Source organism: Stenotrophomonas sp. STEN054 (genome assembly GCF_056854535.1).
The window spans coordinates 21,910-46,348 of sequence record NZ_JBXFWG010000028.1; the positions used below are offsets into that span (position 1 = coordinate 21,910).

Consider the following 24,439-nt stretch of genomic DNA (forward strand, 5'->3'; position numbering starts at 1 on the left):
GGCCTGGGCCTCAGGCGCGGCGCTTGTGCTTGGCGTCGTCCGAACGCAGCTGCTGGATGCGCTCGAAGTAGCCCGGCTCGATGCCCGTCGGGTAATGGCCGTTGAAGCACGACGAATCGAAGCTGCGCAGCGCCGTGTTGCCTTCGCTCACCGCCGCTTCCATGTCCTCGATGTCCTGGTAGATCAGCCAGTCGCAGCCCAGGTGGGCTTCGATCTCTTCCACCGTGCGGTTGTGCGCGACCAGTTCCTCGGCCGCCGGCATGTCGATGCCGTAGATGTTCGGGAAACGCACCGGCGGTGCAGCGCTGGCCAGGTAGACCTTGCGCGCGCCCGCGTCACGGGCCATCTGCACGATCTGCTGGCTGGTGGTGCCGCGCACGATCGAGTCGTCCACCAGCAGCACCACGCGGTTGCGGAACTCAAGGTGGATCGGGTTGAGCTTGCGGCGCACCGACTTCACCCGCTCACCCTGCCCCGGCATGATGAAGGTGCGGCCGATGTAGCGGTTCTTGATGAAGCCTTCGCGGTACTTCACGCCGAGCACGTTGGAGATTTCCAGCGCGGCATCGCGGGAGGTGTCCGGGATCGGGATGATCGTGTCGATGTCGTGGTCCGGGCGCAGGCGCAGGATCTTCTCGCCCAGCTTGATGCCCATGCGCATGCGCGCCTTGTGCACCGACACGTTGTCGATCATCGAATCGGGGCGCGCGAAGTACACGTACTCGAAGATGCACGGGGTGTGCTCGGCCGGCTCGGCGCAGATCTCCGAGAACAGTTCGCCACGCGCGGTGATCACCAGCGCCTCGCCCGGCTGCACGTCGCGCACGCGCTGGAAGCCCAGCACGTCCAGCGCCGCCGATTCGGAGGCCACGATGTACTCGTCACCTTCGGCGTGGCTGCGCTTGCCCAGCACCAGCGGACGGATGCCATGCGGATCGCGGAAGGCGACCAGGCCCAGGCCCAGCACCACGCTGACCACCGCGTAGCCGCCCTTGCAGCGGCGGTGCACGCCGGCCACGGCGCGGATGGCCGCTTCCGGGCTGAGCTGGCGCTGCTGCTCCAGTTCGTAGGCGAACACGTTCAGCAGCACTTCGCTGTCCGAATCGGTGTTGACGTTGCGGCGGTCCTGCTCGAACACCTGGCGACGCAGGTCCTCGGTGTTGATCAGGTTGCCGTTGTGGGCCAGCGCGATGCCGTACGGCGAATTGACGTAAAACGGCTGGGCCTCGTCCATGCCTTCCGAACCGGCAGTCGGGTAACGCACGTGGGCGATGCCGATGTTGCCTTCCAGGGTGGACATGGTGCGGGCGTCGAACACGTCGCGGACCAGGCCGGTGGCCTTCTGTACCCGCAGGCGGCTGCCGCTGGCGGTGGCGATGCCTGCCGCGTCCTGGCCGCGATGCTGGAGGACGGTCAAGCCGTCATACAACTGCCCGGCGACGTTCTGGTTGCCGACGATTCCGACGATGCCACACATGGTGCGAGGTCTCCGCTGGGCATGCGCCCAGTTACAGGGAAGGTGGCCATGCCTGGCCTTCAGTGATCGCCGCGCCTGCGGTCGACGTTGGCCGGATCGTCCGGCTCGATGTTGCCTGGCAGTGCTGGGGCATCCGGGCGCACTTCGGCCGGATCATGTTCGCTGCCCTGTTCCGCTTTCGCAGGCCGCAGCCATCCGCTGCCCGCCACTACCTGGTTGAGGATGCCATTATCGCCTGTCGCGCCCGGCTTGCCCAACCCGGCGCCCGCGTTCTTGCCCATTTCCATCAACGCAGATGGGGACAAAGTGTCCACTGGCAAGGCCTTGGGCAGCAGATCGGCGCCCGGTACCTCCCACTGCGGCAGCTTGCTGTTCATCCAGGCCACGGCCGGGTTCAGCACCGCGCGCAGGCTGGAGTTGCGCCAGGACGGCTCGGCGGTCAACGGGGTGAAGCTGCCCAGCAGCAACAGGATGGCCGCGATCAGCCCGCCGCGCACGGTGCCCAGCACCCCGCCCAGCAGGCGGTCCAGGCTGCCCAGCATGTTGCGGTGGACGATGTGCTTGATGACCATGCCGATGACCGCAACCACCAGCATCACGCCGATGCCGACGCCCAGGTAGCCACCGATGAAGTGCTCGCCGCCCGGTGCGGCCGGGGCCGACCACCAGCGCGCGGCATCACTGCCGAAGGCAAAGGCCGCCCAGGCGGCGACCAGCCACGAGACGGTGCCGATGACGATGCTCACGAAGCCGCGCAGCAAGCCGAGCAGGGCCGAGGCGGCAATCACGAACAGCAGCACCACGTCGATCATGGCGCCCCGCTCCTTCGGCGGCGCTGGCAACGGGGCTGCGGGCAGGTCATGGGTGTGGTCGCACCATGCCGGCCACGCCGACCTTGGCGGCGACCTGCGCCTTCAGCTGTTCGGCGTCGGCGCGGTTGGCCACCGGCCCGACCCGCACGCGGTGCAGGGTGCCCTTCTCGGTACGGACCTGCTCGACGAAGGCGCTGAAACCGGCGGCGCGGACCTTGTCGCGCAGCGCGTTGGCATCGTTGGCCTGGCCGAACGCGCCCAGCTGCACGGCGAAGCCGACACTGCTGGCAGCCGGGGCGGCCGGCGTGGCCGGGGCCTCGGGCTTGCTGGCCGTGGCTTCCGGCTTGGGCTGCGGCTTGGCCGGTTCCGGCTTGGGCTGCGGCTTGGGTGCTTCCGGCTTGGCGACCGGCGGCGCTGCGGCGGTCGGGGTGCTGGCCGGCAGGCTCTCGCTACGCACCGGGTTGCCGGCAGCCGTCGGCGACGGCGCAGCGACCGGGGTGCTGGCGCTGGGTGCGGCCGGGGTGGCGGCCACGGCCGAAGACGGCGCGGCGCTGGCGTCCAGGGTGATCACTTCGGCCTTTACGTCACCACGGACCTTGACGGCCTGCAGGCGTGCGGCTTCGGCCTGCGCGCGGTCGGCATACGGCCCCACGCGCACGCGCCAGGCCGGGCGGCCATTGATCGATGCGGTTTCGGTGAAGCCCGGCAGCTGCGAACGCTTCAGGTAGGCGATGACGGCATCGGCATCGGCCTGGCTGCCGTAAGCACCGAAGGTGACTGCGTAATTGCCGGCAGCGACAGCCGGCGAGGTATCGACGGTGGGCGGGGTGGCCGGCGCGGCAGCCTCCTCGACCGGCTTGGCCTGGCCACTCTGCAGGCCGGTGGCGCCACCGGCCGGGGCGACCAGCGGCAGCTCACGGGTTTCGAACTGGCCATCGCCCGGCGCGTCGGGCGCGGCGATCGGCACATTGGCCACGCCACTGTCCGGGGCAGGCCCCTTGACCAGCATCGGCAGGAAAATCACGGCCAAGGCCACCAGGACGATGGCACCAATCAGACGCTGTTTCAGAGGCGTATCCACGTGAGGCAGGCGACAGGGCGGAGAAGGGTCGATTATACGGGTGCCGGAGCAGACGGCGTCGGCGCTGGCTGAACGCGGATCAGGAACGGTCCTGCAGCCACTGCAGCGCGGCGGCAGCGGTGTGGAACGAGCCGAACACCAGCACCCGGTCACCGCGCCCGGCCTGGGCCAGCACCTGCTGCAGCGCCTGTTCGACGCTGTCGGCCAGTGTGGCGGTGGCGGCCGGCGTATCGGCCAGGCGCGCCTGCAGCTGCTGCGCGGTCTGTCCACGCGGCCCTTCAAGGCCGGCCAGGGTCCACTGCGCGACGCTGTCCTGCAGCGCCTGCACCACGCCAACGGCGTCCTTGTCCTGCAGCGCCGCGTACACCGCCAGGGTGCGGCCGGGCGCCACTGCGGCGTTCAGCGCGCGCGCCAGCTGGCCGGCGGCCTGCGGGTTGTGGCCGACGTCCACGCGGATCTGCACGCCGTCGCGCTCGAAGGCCTGCATGCGGCCGGCAATGCGCGCGGCAGCGATGCCCGCGGCCCAGGCGGCACGCGGCACCGGCTTGTCCAGCGCGCGCAGCGCGGCAATGGCAGCACCGGCATTGGCCAGCTGGATCGGGCCGGCCAGGGCCGGGGTCGGCAGTTCCATGCGCAGGCCGACATCGCGCCAGCGCCAGCGCTGGGCGTCGATCGGCTCGTAGAAATAGTCACTGCCGCCGCGGATGGCATTGGCGCCCACCAGGTAGGCGCGTGCCAGCACGCTGGACGGCGGATCGGTCTCGCCCAGGATCACCGGCTTCCAGCCGCGGATGATGCCGGCCTTCTCGGTGCCGATCGCCTCGCGGTCCTCGCCCAGCCACTCGGCATGGTCGATATCCACGGTGGTGATGACCGAGACGTCGGCATCGATGATGTTGACCGCATCCAGGCGGCCGCCCAGGCCCACTTCGAGCACGGCCAGGTCCAGCCCGGCATCGGCGAACAGCTGCAGCGCGGCCAGCGTGCCGTACTCGAAATAGGTCAGGGTGATGTCACCGCGCGCCGCTTCCACCGTGTTGAACGCCGCGACCAGCGCGGCGTCGTCCACGTCCTGGCCATCGATGCGCACCCGCTCGTTGTAGCGCAGCAGGTGCGGCGAGGTGTACGCGCCGACCTTCCAGCCGGCGGCACGGCCGATGGCCTCGATGAAAGCAACCGTGGAGCCCTTGCCGTTGGTGCCACCGACCACGATGGTGTGCCCGGCCGGCGCGCCCAGGCCCATTGCCGTGGCCACTGCGCGCACGCGCTCCAGGCCCATGTCGATGGTCGCCGGGTGCTGGCGTTCAATGTAGTCCAGCCAGTCGGCCAGGGTGGTCGGGGTGTTCGTCACGGCAGCGGTTCCAGCAGAAGCAGGTGGTTCGGGAATCAGAGGGCGCGGTGCTTGGCTTCGCCGAAGAACGGCGTGTGGTGGGCGCAGTCGTTCAGGCGCACCACTTCCAGGTTGTCCAGGTCGGGGCCTTCGAGCAGGTTCAGGGTGGTCGGCGCCTGGCGGAAGGTCCACAGGCGGGAAATCGGCAGGCCGAGCACCTTGCACAGGATCACCCGGTTGACCGCGTCATGGGCGACCACCAGCAGGGTGTCGTGCTCGCCGAGGCCTTCGGCGGCACGCGCCAGGCCACGCCAGCTGCGCTCGAGCACCAGGCGCAGCGATTCGCCGCCGGGCATCAGCACGGTATCGGGTTCCTCGCGCCAGGCCTTCAGGCGCGACGGGTCTTTTTCATTGATCTCGCTGGCCAGCAGGCCTTCCCACTCACCGTGGGCGATTTCCTGCAGTTCCGGTTCGGTCTGCAGCATGGCGGCGCGGTCGGCACCGAGGGCGAGCTGGGCGGTCAGCTGGGCGCGCGACAGCGGCGAGGCCACCGCACGGGTGATGTCCACCGAGGCGAGACGGGCGCCCAAAGCCTGGGCCTGGGCTTCGCCGATGGGCGAAAGCGGGATGTCGATCTGGCCCTGGTAGCGGCCTTCGGCGTTCCACGGCGTTTCGCCGTGACGGGCAAGCAGGATGCGCATGCGAACAAGGGGTCCTGGGGGAGGAGGAGTCCACGCTCGTTCACATCCTGTGAAGTACGCGGAACAGGGATGATACCTGTTCGGCGGACCGGGCCGGTCGGGGCATGAAAAAACCCCGCGACCAGGGTCGCGGGGCTTCAGGTTTGAACACCGATTGCGCCAGTAGATCCACGCCATGCGTGGATGCTCCGCCCGGTTCGGCCCGGTCAGTAGATCCACGCCATGCGTGGATGCTCCGCCCGGTGGCGTTGCCGGCCAGCGGCCGGCACTACCTTACTTCGCCAGGTTCAGTTCCTTCAGCAGCTGCGGCGCCGGCGCCACTTCCTGCATGATCCACTGCATGTAGCGGCTGTCCACGGCGATCATGCGGGTCATCACCGGGTCGAACACCCAGTTGGAGCTGACCGATTCCCAGTTGCCGTCGAAGGCCAGGCCGACCAGCTTGCCGTGCGCGTCCAGCACCGGCGAACCGGAGTTGCCGCCGGTGATGTCCAGGTTGGACAGGAAGTTCACCGGCACCGAGCCAATGCGCTTGTCTTCCAGGCCGCCGTAACGCTTGGCCTTGACCGCATCGAGCAGCGCCTTCGGCGAATCGAACGGATCTTCCCCGGTTTCCTTGGCGGCGACGCCTTCCAGGGTGGTGAACGGGGTGTACTGCACGCCGTCCTTGGCATAGCCCATGACGTTGCCGAAGGTGATGCGCAGCGACAGGTTGGCGTCCGGGTAGACGAACTCGCCCTGGCTCTTCTTGTAGTCGGCCACGGCCTGCAGGTACAGCGGACGGGCGGTCAGCGATTCGCCTTCGCGGATCTTGCGCTGTTCTTCCTGCTTCAGCAGCGCCGGCATGACGGCCACGGCGTACCGGATGGCCGGATCGGTACTGGCTTCGAAGGCGGCACGGTCGGCGGTGAACCACTTCAGGCGCGTATCGAGGCTGCCCAGCTGGGTGCCCGACAGCTTGCCGACCAGCGACTTCACGGCGGCCTCGTCGCTGCCACCCAGCCACGTGTTCAGGACTTCGTTGTCACGCTGCGCGGCCGGCAGGGCCACGTACTGGTCCAGCCAGTAGGTCTGCAGCTGCTGGTCCATCTTCGCCACGTAGCGGCGGTCCATCTGCTTCAGGCCACCTTCGATGGTGGTCAGGTCGCGCTGCTGGTAGCCGGCTTCGCGTTCGGCGTCCGGCTTGCTGCGCTCGATCGACAGGCGGTACAGGGTGATGGCGGCGCTGACGGCCGAGGTGTTGTTGAACTGCGACACGAACAGGTCGCGCTCACGCGTGGCCTTGCTGGTGTCCAGGTGCTTGAGCAGCTGCGCGTGCGCGGCCAGGGCCGGCTTGCCGGCGGCACCCTGCTTCCTCAGCCAGGCCAGCACGGCGGCTTCTTCGGCCTGCTTCTGGCCGGCCGCGTCGATGCGCTTGAAGCCTTCCAGCTGGCCCAGGTAATTCTTGGCCACGTTGTTCATGCTGGCGGCGGTGGCGGCGTACTTCACCTTCACGTCCGGGTCGGCCTTGCCGGCCTCGTCGATCATCTTCAGCACCGCGTTGTAGTGGCGGGCGATGGTCGGGTAGGTAAAGCTGGCGGTCTCGTTGAACTCACCGGCCAGGGCGTAGCGGTTGGTGCGGCCCGGGTAGCCGGCCACCATCACGAAGTCGTCGGCACCCAGCGGCTGGTCGGCGAACTTCAGGAAGTGCTTGGGCTGGTAGGGCACGTTGTCGGCCGAGAATGCCGCCGGCTTGCCGTCCTTGCCGACATAGGCGCGGTAGAACGAGAAATCGCCGGTGTGGCGCGGCCACATCCAGTTGTCGATGTCGCCACCGAACTTGCCGACGCTGCCCGGGGGCGCGTAGACCAGGCGCACGTCCTTGATTTCCATGTTGCGGAACAGGCGGTAGGTGTTGCCGCCGCTGAACGAGTACAGGCGGCAGCGGAAGCCGGCATCGGCTTCACAGGCGGCGACCTGTGCCTTGTCGAAGGCATCCAGGGCGCGGCTGCGGGCCAGCGGATCCTTGCCGGCGGCAGCGATGGCAGCCTTGGCCTGGGCGGTGACGTCGGTGATCTGGTCGAGCACGAACACGCGGGCGTTCGGGCCGGCGCTCAGTTCGTCGCTGAGCGTGGGCGCGTTGAAGCCGTCCTTGATCAGGTTCTTCTGCGCGGTCGAGTTCAGCTGGATGGCGCCGTAGGCACAGTGGTGGTTGGTGACCACCAGGCCCTGCGGGGACACGAAGCTGGCGGTGCAGCCGCCGAGCGCGACCACCGCGCCCATCGGGTCGCCGGTCAGGTCGGCCAGCTGTTCAGGGGACAGCTTCAGGCCGGCCTTCTGCAGCGGGCCGGCGATTTCCGGCAGCTGCTGCGGCACCCACATGCCTTCGGCGGCATGGGCGACCTGGACCAGCCCGAGGCTGGCGACGACGGAGAATGCAAGCAGGTTCGAGCGCATGGAGCGGCCCCTGGTGAAAGAACCGCCGAGTGTAGCCCAGCCCCCTGTCCCGCCCCGATCCCCGGAAGTCATGGGCCGCCCCACTGGCCTCCGCCGGGCACGGCCCGGCGCTACCGGGAGCCCCAAAGCACCCGCAGCGCAACATGGGAATTCCGCGCAGCCCTCTATAATCCGCGTTTTCCCCCTGATGAGTTCCACCCGATGGCGCAGCAAACGATGAAGGCCCTGGTCAAGCGCGAAGCAGCCAAGGGCATCTGGCTCGAAGAGGTTCCGGTGCCGGCCCCGGGTCCGAACGAGGTCCTGATCAAGCTGGAAAAGACCGCCATCTGCGGTACCGACCTGCACATCTACCTGTGGGACGAGTGGAGCCAGCGCACCATCAAGCCGGGCCTGACCATCGGCCACGAGTTCGTCGGCCGCGTCGCCGCACTCGGCTCGGCGGTCACCGGCTATGACATCGGCCAGCGCGTCTCGGCCGAAGGCCACATCGTCTGCGGCCACTGCCGCAACTGCCGCGGCGGCCGCCCGCACCTGTGCCCGAACACCGTCGGCATCGGCGTCAACGTCAACGGTGCCTTCGCCGAATACATGGTGATGCCGGCCAGCAACCTGTGGCCGATCCCCGACCAGATCCCCTCCGAGCTGGCCGCCTTCTTCGACCCGTACGGCAATGCCGCGCACTGCGCACTGGAGTTCGACGTCATCGGCGAGGACGTGCTGATCACCGGTGCAGGCCCGATCGGCATCATCGCCGCCGGCATCTGCAAGCACATCGGTGCGCGCAACGTGGTGGTCACCGACGTCAACGACTTCCGCCTGAAGCTGGCGGCCGACATGGGTGCCACCCGCGTGGTCAACGTCGCCAACCAGTCGCTGAAGGACGTGATGAAGGAACTGCACATGGAGGGCTTCGACGTGGGCCTGGAAATGAGCGGCAACCCGCGCGCCTTCAACGACATGCTCGACTGCATGTACCACGGCGGCAAGATCGCCATGCTCGGCATCATGCCCAAGGGCGCTGGCTGCGACTGGGACAAGATCATCTTCAAGGGCCTGACCGTGCAGGGCATCTACGGCCGCAAGATGTACGAGACCTGGTACAAGATGACCCAGCTGGTGCTCTCCGGCTTCCCGCTGGGCAAGGTGATGACCCACCAGCTGCCGATCGACGATTTCCAGAAGGGCTTCGACCTGATGGAAGAAGGCAAGGCCGGCAAAGTGGTCCTGAGCTGGAACTGACCGGCATACGGTAGCGCCGGGCCATGCCCGGCGTTGCGGGAAAGAAAAAGGCGCCCATCGGGCGCCTTTTTCGTGGGCAACAGCAGCGTCGGATCAGTTACCGATCGCGACGGTCAGCACGACGCGGTTGTCGGCCAGCTTGCCGTTGTTGTCGCGACCTGCGCCATCGGTGCCGTGGTAGGCCACGCCCAGGTTGAACATGCCGAACTGGCGGGATACGCCGACGTTGAAATCGGTGTAATCCTTGCCGTAAGCCGTTTCAAGCGTGGTGCGGCCGACGTTGGCGCTCAGCGTGAAGTCCTGCGGCAGGCCCCACTCCCCGCCGACGGCGTAATACCAGCTCTTGGTATCCGAACCGGACAGGTCGTTGGTGTAGGCCACGGTGAGCTTGTACTGCTCGGCAAACGTGGTGGTGGTGATCAGCTCGTTGTAGTTCAGTTCGCTGGCACCGGGGTAGGTGTAGCGGTTGAGCAGCAGGTCGAAGTTGACCTTGTCGCTGACGTCGAAGCCGTAGCCGATCAGGTAGTCCAGCTCGACGCTCGGGTCGCCCGGCCCGAAATCGACACCCGATCCCCACACGCCGGCGTAAAGTCCAACCGGGCTGGTATAGGTGAAGCCGGCCTGCAGGGTGGGATCTTCGTCGGTCTGGGAGACGCCACGGAACACGTAGTCGGACACGCCGGTCACGTTCCAGCTGTACGGCGATGCGGCCTCATCCTGGGCACTGGCGGCGAAGGGCGCGAGACAGAGGGCGGCGGCGAGGGCGAGGCAGCTGCGGGCAGGCTTCATGTGCATCTCCGGATGGCGGTGGCGGGGGCGGCGGGTGGCGTGGCCGGCGGAATCGCTACCGGTTCACGGTTTTTTAACCTGTTTGATATTGCGATGCAACATGTGCCGGCCACGGCGATGGCCCGCCGCAGGCGGCTGCCGGCCACCGTTGCCCGGTAGAATCAGCGGTTTCCCGTGCTGAGCCGTGCCCACGCCATGACCGAGACCTCCTCTGCCCTGACCCGCCACTACGCCGAGGAACTGGACGCCATCCGCGCCCAGGGCCTGTTCAAGTCCGAGCGGATCATCACCAGCCCGCAGTCGGCCGAGATCACCCTCGACGATGGCCGAACCGTGCTCAACTTCTGCGCCAACAACTACCTGGGCCTGGCCGACCACCCGGACCTGATCCAGGCGGCCAAGGACGCCCTGGACACCCACGGCTTCGGCATGGCCTCGGTGCGCTTCATCTGCGGCACCCAGGACCTGCACAAGCAGCTGGAAAAGCAGATCGCCGACTTCTTCGGCAAGCAGGACACCATCCTGTACGCGGCCTGCTTCGACGCCAACGGAGGCCTGTTCGAGCCGCTGCTCGGCGAGAACGACGCGATCATTTCCGACGCGCTGAACCACGCCTCGATCATCGACGGCGTGCGCCTGTGCAAGGCCAAGCGCTTCCGCTACGCCAACTGCGACATGGCCGACCTGGAGGCGCAGCTGCAGGCAGCCGATGCCGCCGGCTGCAAGACCAAGCTGATCACCACCGACGGCGTGTTCTCGATGGACGGCTTCATCGCCCCGCTGGATGAGATCACCGCGCTGGCGAAGAAGTACAACGCGCTGGTCCACATCGACGAATGCCATGCCACCGGCTTGCTCGGTGCCAGCGGCCGCGGCTCGGCCGAAGTGAAGGGTGTGCTGGAGAAGATCGACATCATCACCGGCACCCTGGGCAAGGCCATGGGCGGCGCGCTGGGCGGCTTCACCTGCGCCAGCGCCGAAGTGATCGAGCTGCTGCGCCAGCGCTCGCGCCCGTACCTGTTCTCCAACTCGCTGCCGCCGCACGTGGTCGCCGCCGGCATCAAGGCCTTCGAGATGCTGGCCGCCGCTGACGACCTGCGCGACAGCCTGGCGCAGAACACCGCTTACTTCCGCGAGAAGATGACCGCTGCGGGTTTCGACGTTAAGCCGGGCGTGCACCCGATCAGCCCGGTGATGCTGTACGACGCCCCGCTCGCGCAGAAGTTCGCCGAGCGCCTGCTGGAAGAAGGCATCTACGCGATCGGCTTCTTCTTCCCGGTGGTGCCCAAGGGCCAGGCGCGCATCCGCACCCAGATCAGCGCCGCGCACACGCGTGCGCACCTGGACCGCGCCATCGATGCGTTCACCCGCATCGGCCTGGAACTGGGTGTGATCAAGGGCTGACAAGACAAAAAGGGGGCTGATGGCGTGCCGGGCACGGCCCGGCGCTACCGGCGTGACGCGCAACGCGCGTCACTTCTTCTTTTTCTTCTTGTCCTTGGGCTCGTCCTTGCTGGCCACCACCACCGGCTTGGCGGCGGCGTCCTGCGCGTTGCCCTTGGCCACGCGGATGCCGTTGGCCTTCATCCAGGCATCGAACTCGTCGGCGGTCATCTTGTGGTCGCCGTCGCTCATCATGAAGCGGTAACTGCCGCGGCCGTCCAGTTCCGGGGTCTTCACTTCCACCACCGGCGTTTCCACCGGGGTTTCTGCCTTGGCCACTTTCTTGTGGCCGCCGCAGGCGGTCAGCAGTGCGAGCGGCAGCAGCAGGCCGGCGCAGCGCAGGGTTCGGTCGAGGGTCGGGTACATGGGCACGCTCCGTTCAAATGAATCGAAAACCAGGCGCCCCCTACGCCTGGAACGGTGGCCGGCGGCTGCCAGCCGTGGGCCGGACTTCAGCCCGGTGCAGCGGCCCCCAGCCGCTGCTGGTCGCTGACCTCCAGCACCCGCCACTGGCCCTTGCCGAGATCGCCGAGCGCCAGCCCGCCGATCGCAACCCGGACCAGGCGCAGCACCTGCAGGTCGAAGGCCGCCAACAGGCGGCGGATATGGCGGTTGCGCCCCTCTTCGAGGACGACCTCCAGCCATGCGGTCTTGTCGCCGCTGCGCAGCACGCGCACGGCCCGGGCGACCAGGAACTCGCCCTCGTCGTCGATACCGGCCTGCAGCGCGGCCAGCGTGGCCTCGTCCGGCAGGCGGTCGATCTGTACGTGGTAGGTCTTGTTCGGCCCGGTCTGCGGATCGGCCAGGCGCGCGGCCCACTGCGGGTCGTTGCTGAACAGCAGCAGGCCTTCGCTGGCCTTGTCCAGGCGCCCGACCGGCGCGATCCACGGCAGGCCAGCGCCATCGAAGCACCGGTAGACGGTGTCGCGGCCACGCTCATCCTGCGCGGTGGTCACCACCCCGCGGGGCTTGTTGAGCATCAGGTACAGGCGCTGCGGCGCGCCCAGCGGCTGGCCGTCCACTTCGATGGGCGGTACCGGCTGCGCAATCGGGAACTCGGGATCGCGGACGATGCGCCCGGACACCCGCACGCGACCGTCAGCAATCCAGCGCGCGGCTTCGGTACGCGAACAGACGCCCGCCTTGGACAGCACGCGCGCCAGGCCATGGCGGACACCGGCGGGTGCGGCAGCGGGCTTCGCACGCCCACGCGGAGCGTGGGAGCGGGCGGCGGGGGTGGCAGGAGGGCGGCGCGTGCGCAAGCCTCTGCTCCCCGCGCGGCCTACTTCTTCTCGCCCGGCTTGGTTTCAGCCGGTGCTTCGGTGGTGGCCGGAGCAGCGGCAGCGGCCGGCGCCGGACGCGCCTTGACCACGCGTACGCCGCGCGCCTTCATCCAGGCGTCGAACTCTTCGGCGGTCATGCGCTTGCCGTTCTGGCTCATGTCAAACCGCCACGGCGTGTTGTCGAACTCGGTCTGCGGCTTGTAGGCCGCCGGATCGTTCGGCTTGACCGCCGGTGCGCTGGGGATGGCGTTGGCGATGTTCTGGCAACCATCGATGCGCAGTCGCTGCAGCACCTGGTCCAGCGACTGCGAGGGATCGTAGCTGCTGCCCAGCACGCCGCTGGACATGCCCAGCTGGGTGCCGCGGATGTACAGCTCATCGGCCACCGGCGCAATGGCCGTGGCCGGCAGGGGCAGCGGCGAGGCGCTGGTGTTGACCGAGCAATCAACCGCCGCGTGGGCGACGGGAACCAGAGCCAGCGCCAGGACGGCGGCCGATGCAGAGCGCAGCATGAGGTGCATCCACGAAAGGAAGTGACGCGGCGAGTTTAGCAATGCCGCGACAGCTTTCAAGCGCCACTTTCAATGAATACGGCAACTCATTGGTTTTGCGGGCAAAATGCCGACGAACGGTCATTCAGAGCGCGTGACGGCCGTGTTTCCTGAGCCCACAAACAACAAGACCCGGCCGAAGCCGGGTCCTGCTGTGTCTTACTGGCGGAGCGTCAGAACTTAGTTCTGGACGTTCAGCTCGGTACGACGGTTCTTGGCGCGACCTTCCGGGTTGTCCGAACCATCCGGGTTGGTGTTCGGGGCAATCGGACGGCTCTCGCCGTAGCCGATCGGGCCCTGCAGACGGCCAGCGTCCACACCGTTCTGGGTCAGGTAGTTGTACACGGCGGTGGCGCGACGCTCGGACAGCTTCTGGTTGTAAGCGTCGGTACCCTTCGAGTCGGTGTGACCGGCGACTTCAACGCGCAGGTCCGGGTAACGCTTCAGGATTTCCGAAGCTTCCGACAGGATGGCCACAGCGTCCGGACGCAGGTTCGACTTGTCGAAGTCGAAGTTCACGCCCTTCAGGTCGATCGAAACCGGCACCGGGCAACCGTCCGGACCGATGGTCTGACCCGGCTGCGAGTTCGGGCACTTGTCGTCGCAGTTGTTGACGCCGTCACCGTCGTCATCCAGGTCGGCGCAGCTCGGGGCAACCGGAGCCGGAGCCGGAGCAACAGCGGCCACCGGGGCCGGGCCCAGCGGGATCACGACGCCGACCGAAGCCAGCACGTCGCCGAACCAGCTTTCGTTCGGAGCTGCAACGCTCTGGTCGTCGAAGTCAGCGCGGTAGGCCACTTCGGCGCGGACAGCAACGCGCTTTTCGAAGGTGGTCTGCAGGCCGACGCCCAGCTTGGCCGACAGGTTGCCGTCCTTGCGCTCACGCGGGCCGTTGTTGTTGACGGCAGCGTACTCTTCTTCCGACTTCTGGTAGCCCAGGCCACCGACGATGTACGGATTCCAGCCGCGGCCTTCCTGAATGAAGTGGCGACGCACGTCGAACGACACGCCGTACTGCGACCAGTTCAGGTCCTGGTTGGCGTCGAAGTTCGGGTTCTGGTAGTTCAGCTCACCGTCCAGCGACCAGTTCGGGCTGATGAACTTACCCAGGCCCAGGGTCACGAACGGAGCGTCATTGGTCAGACGGTCGCTGTCCTGGAAGTTGAAGCCGGCCGAACCGGTCAGGTACCAGCGGTCATCGAACTCCTGCGCGGACGCAGCCTGGGCGAAAGCCAGACCACCCAGCAGCGCGGCAGTAAGGATCTTCTTGTTCATTGAGTACAGCTCCTATTTCGGGGGTATGAAACCGGTAGAGGCATGGGCCAGCACTACTGCGTCGATGTTCGACAGCCGATTCAGCACGCCACCGCCGCGAACATTATGCTCAGGCGGGTGAAGGTCATGTTAACAGTCCCGTAACATGTGAAGCGTCGCAGCCGACCAGCCACCGGTCCGACGTTGAAACCCTATACAGGATCATGAAAATCCGCAAGACCCCCGTGCGACAAGGGTTTGGAGGGGATTAAGGGGGAAACGCGACAGGTTCTGCGAAGGGCTTCGCGGCGGGATTCAGCGTGCGCCCATTGAAGTGAGGAACCTTATGACAGGAAGCGTGCCCGGGTGGTGGAAGTAGCGAAATCGTCATTGGATGTCGTGGTTTCAGCTGCGCACCGACCGATATTCTGCCGCGCCTGCCCGTCATTACCGTTGATGCGGAACAGCCCGCTCGCGGCAGCGCCGCTGTACGCGCGCATTGCCTTGCATCTGTATCTGTAACGAACGCCAAAGCCGGACTACGGTGGGAACAGATCTCCCCTCCCCCGGAACACCCATGCCCACCGCCCTGCCCCTGCGCCTGCTGCAACTTGTCACCGGCCTGTTCCTGTACGGATTCGGCATCGCCCTGATGGTGCGCGCGGCCATCGGCGTGGCGCCGTGGGACGTGCTGTCACAGGGCATCACCCTGCACTCGCCGCTGTCGTTCGGCCTGGTCACCAACCTGGTGGGCCTGGTGGTGCTGCTGGTGTGGTTGCCACTGCGGCAGAAGCCCGGCGTGGGCACCGTGCTCAACGTGCTGCTGATCGGGCCGTCCGCGCAGTTTGGCCTGTGGCTGCTGCCGCCCGCCGTCGGCCTGGCGTGGCAGCTGCTGCTGTTCTGCGCCGGCCTGCTGCTGATCGCGCTGGCCACCGGGCTGTACATCGGCGCACGGCTCGGCCCCGGTCCGCGCGATGGGCTGATGACCGGCCTGCATGCACGCACCGGCTGGCCGATCTGGAAGGTCCGCACCCTCATCGAAGGCAGCGCACTGGCGGTGGGCTGGTGGCTGGGCGGCAACATCGGCCTGGGCACGCTGGCCTTCGCCGTGCTGATCGGCCCGCTGTGCGGATTCACCCTGGGTTGGTTCGGCATCGGCCGCCCGGCCGGTAGTAGCGCCGGGCCACGCCCGGCGAGCGCGCAGCGCGGCCACGGATGACATCGTCGCCGGGCATGGCCCGTCGCTACCGGGCGCTGCACCAGCCCTTGCCCCGGCCGCGGTTTCGCGGCACGCTGCGCGCTTCCGTACGCAAGCGTATCGATCATGTCGCCAGCCAACGAAACCGCCTACCCGCACCTGTTCTCACCGCTGGACCTGGGCTTCACCCAGCTGCGCAACCGGGTGCTGATGGGCTCGATGCACACCGGTCTGGAAGATCGCGCCCGCGACTTCCCGCGCCTGGCCGCCTACTTTGCCGAACGCGCCGAGGGCGGCGTCGGCCTGATCGTCACCGGTGGCTTCGCGCCGAACGTGGTGGGCTGGCTCAAGCCGTTCGGCGGCAAGCTGTCCTGGCCCTGGGAAGTGCGCCCGCACCGCCAGCTCACCGCCGCCGCGCACCAGCACGGCGCGAAGATCTGCCTGCAGCTGCTGCACGCGGGTCGCTACGCCTATCACCCGCTGTCGGTAGCGCCGTCGAAGCTGAAGGCGCCGATCAATCCGTTCACCCCGCGTGCGCTGTCGGCCAGCGGCGTCGAACGCCATATCGCCGACTACGCGCGCAGTGCGAAGCTGGCCCGCGAGGCCGGCTACGACGGCGTGGAGGTGATGGGCTCGGAGGGCTACCTCATCAACGAGTTCATCGCCCCGCGCACCAACACGCGCACCGATGCCTGGGGTGGCGACGCAAAGCAGCGCATGCGCTTCGCGGTGGAGATCGTGCGCCGCATCCGCGAGGCTTGCGGGCCGGACTTCATCATCATCTACCGGCTGTCGCTGGTCGACCTGGTCGATGACGGCAGCAACTGGGAAGAGATCGTGCAGCAGGCGCAGGCCATCGAGGCGGCCGGCGCGACGATCATCAATTCCGGCATCGGCTGGCACGAGGCGCGCATTCCGACCATCGCCACCTCGGTGCCGCGCGGGGCCTTCGCCGGGGTCACCGCCAAGCTCAAGCCACACGTGAAGGTGCCGCTGGTGGCGACCAACCGCATCAACATGCCCGACGTGGCCGAGCGCATCCTGGCCGGCGGCGGCGCCGACATGGTGTCGCTGGCACGCCCGCTGCTGGCCGATCCGCAGTGGCCGAACAAGGCCCGCGCCGGCCGCGCCGAGGCGATCAACACCTGCATCGCCTGCAACCAGGCCTGCTTGGACCACGTGTTCGAGAACAAGCTGGCCAGCTGCCTGGTCAACCCGCGTGCCGCGCACGAAACCGAGCTGGTCTACCACCCGACCACCGCACCGAAGAAGATCGCCGTAGTCGGTGCCGGCCCGGCCGGCTTGGCCTGCGCCACGGTGGCCGCCGAACGTGGCCACCAGGTCACCCTGTTCGATGCCGGCGGGGAGATCGGCGGCCAGTTCAACGTGGCCAAGCGCATCCCGGGCAAGGAGGAGTTCCACGAGACCCTGCGCTACTTCCGCCACAAGCTGGCCGAAACCGGCGTGCAGCTGCGCCTGGACACCCGCGCCGACGTGGCCGCCCTGACCGGATTCGACGAGGTAGTGCTGGCCACCGGCATCACCCCGCGCAAGGTCGATTTCCCCGGTGCCGACCACGCCAAGGTGGTCAGCTACCTGGACGTGCTGCTGGGCCAGGTCGAGGTCGGCGCCAACGCGGCGATCATCGGCGCCGGCGGCATCGGCTTCGATGTCGGCGAGTTCCTCAGCCATGCCGGCCCCTCGCCGTCGCTGGACCCGCAGCGCTGGATGGCCGAATGGGGCGTGGACAGCCGCTTCGAGGCCCGCGGCGCCCTCGCCACCCCGCAGGTGGAGGCGTCGCCGCGTCGCCTCTGGCTGCTGCAGCGGAGTGCCGGCAAACCCGGTGCGCGGCTGGGCAAGACCACCGGCTGGATCCACCGCGCCACGCTGAAGGCCAAGGGCGTGCGCATGCTCGGCGGCGTGGAGTATCTGGGCGTGGACGACGATGGCCTGCGCATCCGCGTCGAGGGCAGCGAACAGCTGCTGCCGGTCGACCACGTGGTGGTCTGTGCCGGGCAGGAACCGAACCGTGTGCTGCTGGCCGAACTGCAGGCCGCGGGCATCGCCGCGCAGCTGATCGGCGGTGCGGATGTGGCGGCCGAACTCGACGCAAAACGAGCAATCGATCAGGGCAGCCGGGTGGCTGCTTTGCTGTAATCCGAGCCTGAATGGGGGGCGGAATGTGATTTCCGTCTCCCGCCCCAAACCTGAATGTCAAGCAAGCCGATTCAGGATGCGTTCGGCAATCCCCCCCTACCTTGCGCCAACTTTCCGCTCACCAGCCAGTTTCCGGTGAGCCGGCGCGACCCCCTCGATCGGATTGATCGTTTCTTTTGGGGTCGCCCACGGGGCGGCCCCGATGGCCGCCTCCCCATGACGCCAAGTCGTACCCCGGCCCGCAGCCCCCGCTGCGGGAATCCAGAGGTGCGGCCCACACGGAGCAAGGAGTTATATGAAACTGGCCTGGATTCTCTGGCTGTCGCAGTTGTTGCCGCAGCCGGCCGCTGATTCATTGTGTTTGAGCACCACCGTTTACCTGGAAGCCCGCGACCAGACCCTGCGCGGCCAGCAGGCCGTCGCCGAAGTCGCACTGCGCCGCCTCGACAGCGGCCTGTGGGGTGATTCGATGTGCCAGGTGGTCACCGCGCGCAAGCAGTTCGCCCCGACCATCGTCTCCCCCGGCACCCAGCTGGGCAACGACGCAGCCTGGAGCGAGGCGATGAACGTGGCCTTCGACGCCGAGCGCAACTGGGCGCTGCCGGCCGGCGAACGCCGCGAAATCGTGCCCGGCGCCAGCCACTTCGCCGCGCTGTCCATCGCCAGCCCGAACTGGCGCAATGCCTACCAGGTGGCGACCATCGGCGACCACACCTTCTATAAGGTGCAGAACCTCAAGCCTCGCCAGTCGTAACGATCTGTTGCCGGCGGCAGCGTTGCCGCGCGCCGGCAGGCTCTGGGATAGTGGTCGTTTCCCGCCCCGCCTGGAGTTCCCATGAAGCTGTACAGCAAGCCCGGTGCCTGTTCCACCGCCGACCACATCGCCCTGCAGTGGACCGGCCAGCCCTACGACGTGGAACTGCTGGACAAGGACACCCTGAAGGGTCCCGCATTCCTCAAGATCAACCCAGCCGGTGCGGTGCCCGCCCTGGTCGATGGCGATTTCATCCTGCTTCAGAACGCGGCCATCATGGGCTATATCGCCGACAGCTTCCCGCAGGCTGGCCTGGCCGGTGATGGCAGTGCGCAGCAGCGCGCCGAAGCCACCCGCTGGCTGTCCTTCGTCAATTCGGACGTGCACCCGGCGTTCTCGCCGTTGTTCGCGCCGGCCAAGTTCATCGCCGATGAAGGCCAGTTCGACGCCATCCGCGCCGCCGCGCGCAAGCGCCTGCGTGGCCTGTTCGAAACCGCCGACAAGCAGCTGGCCGACAAGCCGTGGCTGGCCGGTTTCCGCAGCTTCGCCGATCCCTACTTCTACATTACCCTGCGCTGGGCCGCGGCCGCCAAGGTCGACCTGGTCGGCCTGGACAACGTGGCTGCCTTCAAGACCCGCATGGAAGCCGATACCGGCGTGCAGGCCGTGCTGAAGGCTGAAGGCCTGGCCTGACGTTTGAGCGGGGTCGGATCCTTCTGCGCAGCAGACGGCTCCGACCCCACCCCGCGTGCTCAGCCGATCTCGCGGATGACCTCGCCCTTGCCGTCGCGCAGCTGGGTCGGCACCACTTCAATGCGCAGCGAATGCGCCACCGGGTACAGCCCGCGTTCGGCCGGCACCGCCGCCATCGCCTGCAGCCCGGCCTCGTCCAGGGCCCAGCGCGCGCTGTCGCTTCCAACATCTTTTGCAGGCTCGCCAGCGACAGGCACGAACGTCCACTGCCGCTCACGGCTGACCAGCTCCAGCGGCCTGCCATGGCGCAGGCGCAGGCCCAGCAGCTCGCACACGCTCGACACCTGGCCGGCGCCCAGCACCAGCGTCGTCACACCCGCTTCCTGCCGCCACTGCAGCGTCTCGATGAACAGCATGCCGGTGCTGGAACCTTCGCGTTCACTGCCCTCGCGCACCTGTGCCGCCAGCGCCGGGTCATCCAGCATGTTGCCGCGGTGCAGGTCGGTGATCCACAGCGGCATCGCCGGCTGCAGGGCCAGCAGCACATCGCGGGTCGACCAGCGCTTGACCGCTTCCATCTCTTCGTCGGTCAGGCCGACCAGCTGCAGGAACTGCAGGTGGCCGTTGGCGGTATCGCGCGCCGGCAGCTGCGGGTCGGCGATGAAGGCCAGATGGCACAGGCGGGTGTCGGTCTCCAGCGCGATCGGTCCGTTGGCATTGAGATGGTGGCCATCCTCGAACACGTTGCCGCTGCCGAACACATAGCGCGCCAGGTTCTGCAGCAGGTTCAGCGGCCACACCGGCGGCGTGCCAGTGGCGTCCTCGCCGGGCGCTGCCGCCAGCCGGAACGTGAGCTCGAAGCCATAACCGCTGGCGTCGGCATCGCTGCTTTCCTTCGCATACAGTTCGGATAAGCCGTAGGTGACGTAGTGCCAGTGCGGTATCGGCGCGTCGGCCCAGTAAACGCTGATCCCATCCAGCGGATCCTGGCCGCCCAGCGTGTAGGGCAACGCGGTGCCGTAATGGAGCGGCTCCTGGCCGGCATACAGAGGTGCCAGCGCGGCGTTGATGGCGTCCCAACCGGGCGTGTCGGTGGTGTCGTGTTCGTCCTGCACGCAGGTCTCCTCGGGGGCAGTGGAATCCACCGCCCACTTTACCCGCCACCTCAGGCCTGCACGACCCCGCCGGTGGCCGGCGACAGCTGCGCCTGGGTTTCCTGCCACCAGCGCTGGGCCAGCGCCGGACTGCGCGCTTTCGCCACGGCCTCCTGAAGCTCCGGGCACAGCCGCTCCAGCGACAACGCGTCCTTGCAGCGCTCGATCTTCAGCTGCATGAAATAGCCCTTCAGGCCCAGATGGCGACGGACTGCGTCGCTCATCGCGTCGTACAGCTGCTGGTACAGCGCCGGGTCCTGCTCGCGGCCGCTGCTGAGGCCGCGCGCGGCCACCGGCTCGACCGAACCGCCAACCACCTCGATCAGTTCCAGCGCCGCCAGTTGCTGCAATGCATCCTGCGGTGCGCGCAGGCCTTCAAGCAGGCCGCGCAGTTCGTTGTCATCGCGTCGGCCATCGACCATCAACAGGATCGAACGCAGTCCCGCCGGCAGGCGACGGCCACGGTCTTCGATTTCCTGGCGGCCAGCGGCCGTCTTGGCGTGCAGCAGTGCCATGCATCCCCCCGATCCTTGATGCGCTTCATCTGCGCGCCCGGACGGACGCGCCCCCTTGCTCGCCATCGTCGGAGCCTGCGCAGCTTCCCCGAAGCGCAGGCCCTGTTGCAGATCGATGACAGGCCGAGCTTAGCGCATGTGCGGTGGTTGGGTAGCGCCAGGCCATGCCTGGCGGCTTTTCTCCACCACGCAAACGCAGCCGAGCGCGGGCTCGGCTCTACAGAATCGGTTTACCGCCCCAACGCGCGGCGGATCTCTTCCAGCGCCCCGGGGTCATCCAGGGTCGACAGATCGCCCGGGTCGCGCTGTTCGGCCAGCGCCTGCAGCGAACGCCGCAGCAGCTTGCCCGAGCGGGTTTTGGGCAGCGCATTGACCACGTGCACATGCGCCGGCCGCGCCACCGCGCCGAGCGAGGCGGTCACCGCCGCCATCATCTCGGCCACCACCGGTGCCGGATCCTCGCCGTTGAGTCCCTGCTTGAGGGTGACGAACACCAGCGGCACCTGCCCCTTCAGTTCGTCCTTGACCCCGATCACCGCCGCCTCGGCCACGCGCGGGTGCCCGGAAATGGCTTCCTCGATCTCGCGCGTGCCCAGGCGATGGCCGGCCACGTTGATCACATCGTCCGTGCGGCCGAGGATGAAGGTGTAGCCGTCGTCATCGCGGATGGCCCAGTCCAGCGAGCTGTACAGCAGCTCCTTGAAGTGGCTGAAGTAGCTCTGCATGAAGCGCGCATCGTCGTTCCAGACCGTACTCATGCAGCCCGGCGGCAGCGGCGGCGTGACAACCAATACGCCCTTCTGCCCGGCGGCGACTTCCTCGCCGGTGTTCTCGTCGATCACCTTCATGCGATAGCCGAGATTGGGGAAACCCGGCGAACCGAAGCGCACCGGCTTCATGTCCAGCCCCGGCAGCAGGGTCAGCGCCGGCCAACCGGTTTCGGTCTGCCAGTAGTTGTCGATGATCGGCTTGCACAGCGCCTCGCTGATCCAGTGCGCGGTGGGCTCATCCAGCGGCTCGCCGGCCAGGAACAGATACTTCAGCGCATCCAGGTCATGGCGGTGGATGAAGTCGGCATCGTGTTTCTTCAGCACGCGGATGGCCGTGGGCGAGGAGAACATCGTGCGCACGTTGTACTGCTCGCACAGCGCCCACCAGATGCCCGGGTCCGGGTTGGTCGGCAGGCCTTCGTACAGCAGCGAGGTGCAGCCGCCGATCAACGGCCCGTAGACGTTGTAGGAATGGCCGACGGCCCAGCCCACGTCCGAGGTGGAGAACATCACCTGGCCGGGCTTGCAGTCGAACACGGTCTGCATCGACTGCGCCATCGCCACCGCGTATCCGCCGACATCGCGCTGCACGCCCTTGGGCTTGCCGGTGGTGCCGGAGGTGTAGAGCAGGTAGCTGGGTTCGCTGGATTCGAGCCATTTCACCGGCACGTCCACCTCGCCCACCTGCGCACGCAGCTCGGCGTAGTCGACATCGCGCCCCTGCACGCGCGGCTCGGCCGGATCCAGCCCGCGCGAGACGATCAGCACGTGCGGCGGCGGGTTGGCCGCTTCGGCGCAGGCCGCGTCGACCATGGCCTTGTACGGAATGACCTTGCCACCGCGCATGCCGGCGTCGGCTGCGATCAGCAGCTTAGGCTTGGCATCGTCGATGCGCAGCGCCAGGTTGTGCGCGGCGAAGCCACCGAACACCACCGAGTGCACGGCGCCGATGCGCGCGCAGGCCAGCATGGCGAACACGGCGTCGGCCATGTTGGGCATGTAGATGACCACTCGATCTCCGTGGCCGACACCGAGGCGCTGCAGCACCGCGGCGAAGTCATTCACTTCGCGGTACAGCTGGCGATAGGTGATTTCGCGGGTGACGTTGGTTTCGGTGGAGACCGCGACCAGCGCGAGCTGGTCGGCGCGATCGACAAGGTGGCGGTCGACGGCGTTGTAGCAGAGGTTGGTTTGGCCGCCGACGTACCAGCGGCGGAACGGCGGGTTGCTGTAATCCAGCACCTGCTTCGGCGGCACATGCCAGTAGATGCGCCTGGCTTCCTCGCCCCAGAAGGCCTCCGGCTCGTCGATCGAGCGGCGGTAGGTTTCCTCGTAGTTCATGACGCAGCCCTCCCAGACAAAGTCATGCAATCGAGGATAGTCCGGTGCTGGCATGCGGGCCGCCCTACCTTGGTAGGGGGTGGGGTGTGTTCTGCAGGGCTGCCGCCCTGCACCTGCCGAAGCCGAAGCCGAAGCAACAGCAGACGCAACAGCGGAAGCGGATTTCCTGCGGGATGGCGGGGTGGGTCCGGTTGAGGGGGACGCTGCAAGTACGTCCCTGTAAGCTCAGTCGCCGCATCCATGCGGCTCACGCCCCCTCAACCGCCCCCCCCCCGCCTTCGACAGTTTCCCGCTGCTGATGGTGGGTGCCGACCGTGGGTCGGTACGGGGCTCGGATCCCGTTGCTGCGCAACGGGCTCTGACCCCAGAAGAATTTCACTATCTGAAAGATGTGTCGACCAACGGTCGACAGCTACCAACAACCTGTCCGAGTCGACACAGTAGAGCCACGCCATGCGTGGATGAAATCTGTCAAATATCGATATCTGACCCCGTGCCGACCAACGGTCGGCACCCACCAACATCCACGGGGAAACTGTCTGCCAAGCCTGCAGGGACGTACTTGCGGCGTCCCCGCAATCCGACACCGCCCCGCCATCCCACGGATAGCCTGCTTTTGACGTTGACGTTGACGTTGCTTCGGCAGGTGCAGGGCGCAGCCCTGCTGAACCCACATCCCACCTAGAACGGAGCCTCTGACTCCAACGCGAGCACGGCACCCGTCACCGGATGCGTGAACGCAAGCGCGCATGCATGCAGATGCACCCGCTGCGCCGGCGCGGCGTCATACAACACATCCCCCACGATGGGATGGCCCAGACTGGCCATGTGCAGCCGCAGCTGATGGCTGCGCCCCGTCACCGGCTCCAGCGCCACCCGCGTGCGCTGCGCCTGCGCGTCCCGCGCCAGCACCTGCCAGCGCGTCAGCGCCGGCTTGCCACGTTCGTGGTCGACCAGCTGCTTCGGCCGGTTCGGCCAGTCCACGATCAACGGCAGGTCCACTTCACCGGCATCGGCCTCAAGCAGCCCCTGCACCACCGCCTCGTAGCGCTTGCTCACCTGGCGCTGCTCGAACTGCATCGACAGCGCCGCCTGCATCGCCTTGCCGCGTGCATGCAGCAGCAGGCCCGAGGTCACCTGGTCCAGGCGGTGCACGGTCAGCGCATCCGGGTACAGCGCCTGCAGCCGCGCCACCACGCAGTCCTGGTTCTCTTCGCTGCGGCCGGGCACGGACAGCAGGCCGGCCGGCTTCTCGGCCACCAGCAGTGCGTCATCGATGTAATGCAGGTGGATCATTAGGTTTCCTGGTTCTCAAACAGGAACGGGGAAGCCGAAGCTTCCCCGTTCCTGCGTACCGACCAACGGTCGGTACCTACCTTCTGGATCGCGTACCGACCAACGGTCGGTACCTACCTTCTGGATCGCGTACCGACCAACGGTCGGTACCTACCTTCTGGATCG

21 protein-coding genes are annotated in these 24,439 nt (G+C 67.5%); 6 read left to right on the forward strand and 15 right to left on the reverse strand.

From position 1 onward, the window contains the following. Positions 1–10: 10 nt before the first annotated feature. From purF to AC1VXD_RS12405, 6 genes are all read right to left on the reverse strand, one after another. Positions 11–1,477: an amidophosphoribosyltransferase gene (purF, locus tag AC1VXD_RS12380; RefSeq protein ID WP_108767876.1), complete on the reverse strand. Its 1,467-nt coding sequence runs from the start codon at positions 1,475–1,477 to the stop codon at positions 11–13. 59 nt (positions 1,478–1,536) lie between these two features. After that, a complete protein-coding gene (locus AC1VXD_RS12385; protein ID WP_482992291.1) occupies positions 1,537–2,289 on the reverse strand; it encodes a CvpA family protein in 753 nt (250 codons plus the stop codon). A 46-nt stretch (positions 2,290–2,335) separates the two neighbouring features. Next, the gene (locus tag AC1VXD_RS12390) at positions 2,336–3,370 is read right to left on the reverse strand and encodes an SPOR domain-containing protein (protein WP_482992292.1); all 1,035 of its coding nucleotides are present in this window, start codon (positions 3,368–3,370) and stop codon (positions 2,336–2,338) included. A 79-nt stretch (positions 3,371–3,449) separates the two neighbouring features. After that, complete coding sequence (gene folC, locus AC1VXD_RS12395; RefSeq protein ID WP_482992293.1) at positions 3,450–4,721, reverse strand: bifunctional tetrahydrofolate synthase/dihydrofolate synthase; 1,272 nt, start codon at positions 4,719–4,721, stop codon at positions 3,450–3,452. Positions 4,722–4,756: 35 nt separating this feature from the next. Next, positions 4,757–5,401 (reverse strand): histidine phosphatase family protein, encoded by a 645-nt coding sequence (locus tag AC1VXD_RS12400; protein WP_482992294.1) that lies wholly within the window; start codon positions 5,399–5,401, stop codon positions 4,757–4,759. A gap of 273 nt (positions 5,402–5,674) precedes the next feature. Beyond that, on the reverse strand, positions 5,675–7,837 hold the full coding sequence (locus AC1VXD_RS12405) for a S46 family peptidase (RefSeq protein WP_482992295.1): 2,163 nt from the start codon (positions 7,835–7,837) through the stop codon (positions 5,675–5,677). A 216-nt stretch (positions 7,838–8,053) separates the two neighbouring features. Here AC1VXD_RS12405 and tdh point away from each other — a divergent pair, with 216 nt between their 5' ends. Beyond that, positions 8,054–9,076, forward strand: a complete 1,023-nt coding sequence (tdh, locus tag AC1VXD_RS12410; RefSeq protein WP_482992310.1) for an L-threonine 3-dehydrogenase — start codon at positions 8,054–8,056, stop codon at positions 9,074–9,076. 93 nt (positions 9,077–9,169) lie between these two features. On the opposite strand, the gene AC1VXD_RS12415 is transcribed toward tdh, so the two are convergent. Then, a complete protein-coding gene (locus AC1VXD_RS12415) occupies positions 9,170–9,865 on the reverse strand; it encodes a TorF family putative porin (RefSeq protein WP_482992296.1) in 696 nt (231 codons plus the stop codon). Between the two features lie 195 nt (positions 9,866–10,060). On the opposite strand from AC1VXD_RS12415, the gene kbl reads away from it, so the two are divergent. After that, positions 10,061–11,269 (forward strand): glycine C-acetyltransferase, encoded by a 1,209-nt coding sequence (kbl, locus tag AC1VXD_RS12420; protein WP_482992297.1) that lies wholly within the window; start codon positions 10,061–10,063, stop codon positions 11,267–11,269. Positions 11,270–11,338: 69 nt separating this feature from the next. On the opposite strand, the gene AC1VXD_RS12425 is transcribed toward kbl, so the two are convergent. From AC1VXD_RS12425 to AC1VXD_RS12440, 4 genes are all read right to left on the reverse strand, one after another. Then, positions 11,339–11,674: a hypothetical protein gene (locus tag AC1VXD_RS12425; protein WP_150453301.1), complete on the reverse strand. Its 336-nt coding sequence runs from the start codon at positions 11,672–11,674 to the stop codon at positions 11,339–11,341. An 86-nt stretch (positions 11,675–11,760) separates the two neighbouring features. Beyond that, positions 11,761–12,570, reverse strand: coding sequence for a pseudouridine synthase (locus tag AC1VXD_RS12430; RefSeq protein ID WP_482992298.1), 810 nt, complete (start codon positions 12,568–12,570; stop codon positions 11,761–11,763). Positions 12,571–12,590: 20 nt separating this feature from the next. Beyond that, entirely contained in the window at positions 12,591–13,103 is a 513-nt protein-coding gene (locus AC1VXD_RS12435) for a hypothetical protein (protein WP_482992299.1), read from the reverse strand. Positions 13,104–13,322: 219 nt separating this feature from the next. Next, positions 13,323–14,417: an OmpA family protein gene (locus tag AC1VXD_RS12440; RefSeq protein WP_481562128.1), complete on the reverse strand. Its 1,095-nt coding sequence runs from the start codon at positions 14,415–14,417 to the stop codon at positions 13,323–13,325. A 556-nt stretch (positions 14,418–14,973) separates the two neighbouring features. On the opposite strand from AC1VXD_RS12440, the gene yczE reads away from it, so the two are divergent. The 4 genes from yczE to AC1VXD_RS12460 all read left to right on the forward strand — a co-directional run bounded on the left by yczE (position 14,974) and on the right by AC1VXD_RS12460 (position 19,198). After that, the gene (gene yczE / locus AC1VXD_RS12445) at positions 14,974–15,615 is read left to right on the forward strand and encodes a membrane protein YczE (protein ID WP_482992300.1); all 642 of its coding nucleotides are present in this window, start codon (positions 14,974–14,976) and stop codon (positions 15,613–15,615) included. Between the two features lie 105 nt (positions 15,616–15,720). Continuing rightward, a complete protein-coding gene (locus AC1VXD_RS12450; protein ID WP_482992301.1) occupies positions 15,721–17,751 on the forward strand; it encodes an oxidoreductase in 2,031 nt (676 codons plus the stop codon). Positions 17,752–18,046: 295 nt separating this feature from the next. Next, positions 18,047–18,505 (forward strand): cell wall hydrolase, encoded by a 459-nt coding sequence (locus tag AC1VXD_RS12455; protein WP_004154513.1) that lies wholly within the window; start codon positions 18,047–18,049, stop codon positions 18,503–18,505. Between the two features lie 81 nt (positions 18,506–18,586). Continuing rightward, a complete protein-coding gene (locus tag AC1VXD_RS12460; RefSeq protein WP_482992302.1) occupies positions 18,587–19,198 on the forward strand; it encodes a glutathione S-transferase N-terminal domain-containing protein in 612 nt (203 codons plus the stop codon). A 59-nt stretch (positions 19,199–19,257) separates the two neighbouring features. Here AC1VXD_RS12460 and AC1VXD_RS12465 read toward each other — a convergent pair whose 3' ends face one another. The 4 genes from AC1VXD_RS12465 to AC1VXD_RS12480 all read right to left on the reverse strand — a co-directional run bounded on the left by AC1VXD_RS12465 (position 19,258) and on the right by AC1VXD_RS12480 (position 24,274). After that, positions 19,258–20,313: a suppressor of fused domain protein gene (locus AC1VXD_RS12465; protein ID WP_482992303.1), complete on the reverse strand. Its 1,056-nt coding sequence runs from the start codon at positions 20,311–20,313 to the stop codon at positions 19,258–19,260. Between the two features lie 50 nt (positions 20,314–20,363). Next, positions 20,364–20,867: a hypothetical protein gene (locus AC1VXD_RS12470; RefSeq protein WP_482992304.1), complete on the reverse strand. Its 504-nt coding sequence runs from the start codon at positions 20,865–20,867 to the stop codon at positions 20,364–20,366. 230 nt (positions 20,868–21,097) lie between these two features. Beyond that, positions 21,098–22,978, reverse strand: a complete 1,881-nt coding sequence (prpE, locus tag AC1VXD_RS12475) for a propionate--CoA ligase (RefSeq protein ID WP_482992305.1) — start codon at positions 22,976–22,978, stop codon at positions 21,098–21,100. Between the two features lie 681 nt (positions 22,979–23,659). Beyond that, complete coding sequence (locus AC1VXD_RS12480) at positions 23,660–24,274, reverse strand: RluA family pseudouridine synthase (RefSeq protein ID WP_482992306.1); 615 nt, start codon at positions 24,272–24,274, stop codon at positions 23,660–23,662. Positions 24,275–24,439 lie beyond the last annotated feature (165 nt).

Bases quoted from the DNA above. Each gene is read 5' to 3' on its own strand.
- AC1VXD_RS12460 (WP_482992302.1), top strand. From the start codon at position 18,587: ATGAAGCTGTACAGCAAGCCCGGTGCCTGTTCCACCGCCGACCACATC.
- AC1VXD_RS12400 (WP_482992294.1), bottom strand. From the start codon at position 5,401: ATGCGCATCCTGCTTGCCCGTCACGGCGAAACGCCGTGGAACGCCGAA.
- prpE (WP_482992305.1), bottom strand. From the start codon at position 22,978: ATGAACTACGAGGAAACCTACCGCCGCTCGATCGACGAGCCGGAGGCC.
- AC1VXD_RS12415 (WP_482992296.1), bottom strand. From the start codon at position 9,865: ATGAAGCCTGCCCGCAGCTGCCTCGCCCTCGCCGCCGCCCTCTGTCTC.
- AC1VXD_RS12470 (WP_482992304.1), bottom strand. From the start codon at position 20,867: ATGGCACTGCTGCACGCCAAGACGGCCGCTGGCCGCCAGGAAATCGAA.
- AC1VXD_RS12405 (WP_482992295.1), bottom strand. From the start codon at position 7,837: ATGCGCTCGAACCTGCTTGCATTCTCCGTCGTCGCCAGCCTCGGGCTG.
- AC1VXD_RS12440 (WP_481562128.1), bottom strand. From the start codon at position 14,417: ATGAACAAGAAGATCCTTACTGCCGCGCTGCTGGGTGGTCTGGCTTTC.
- AC1VXD_RS12425 (WP_150453301.1), bottom strand. From the start codon at position 11,674: ATGTACCCGACCCTCGACCGAACCCTGCGCTGCGCCGGCCTGCTGCTG.
- AC1VXD_RS12455 (WP_004154513.1), top strand. From the start codon at position 18,047: ATGAAACTGGCCTGGATTCTCTGGCTGTCGCAGTTGTTGCCGCAGCCG.
- yczE (WP_482992300.1), top strand. From the start codon at position 14,974: ATGCCCACCGCCCTGCCCCTGCGCCTGCTGCAACTTGTCACCGGCCTG.
- kbl (WP_482992297.1), top strand. From the start codon at position 10,061: ATGACCGAGACCTCCTCTGCCCTGACCCGCCACTACGCCGAGGAACTG.
- AC1VXD_RS12435 (WP_482992299.1), bottom strand. From the start codon at position 13,103: ATGCTGCGCTCTGCATCGGCCGCCGTCCTGGCGCTGGCTCTGGTTCCC.
- purF (WP_108767876.1), bottom strand. From the start codon at position 1,477: ATGTGTGGCATCGTCGGAATCGTCGGCAACCAGAACGTCGCCGGGCAG.
- AC1VXD_RS12480 (WP_482992306.1), bottom strand. From the start codon at position 24,274: ATGATCCACCTGCATTACATCGATGACGCACTGCTGGTGGCCGAGAAG.
- AC1VXD_RS12385 (WP_482992291.1), bottom strand. From the start codon at position 2,289: ATGATCGACGTGGTGCTGCTGTTCGTGATTGCCGCCTCGGCCCTGCTC.
- AC1VXD_RS12450 (WP_482992301.1), top strand. From the start codon at position 15,721: ATGTCGCCAGCCAACGAAACCGCCTACCCGCACCTGTTCTCACCGCTG.
- tdh (WP_482992310.1), top strand. From the start codon at position 8,054: ATGAAGGCCCTGGTCAAGCGCGAAGCAGCCAAGGGCATCTGGCTCGAA.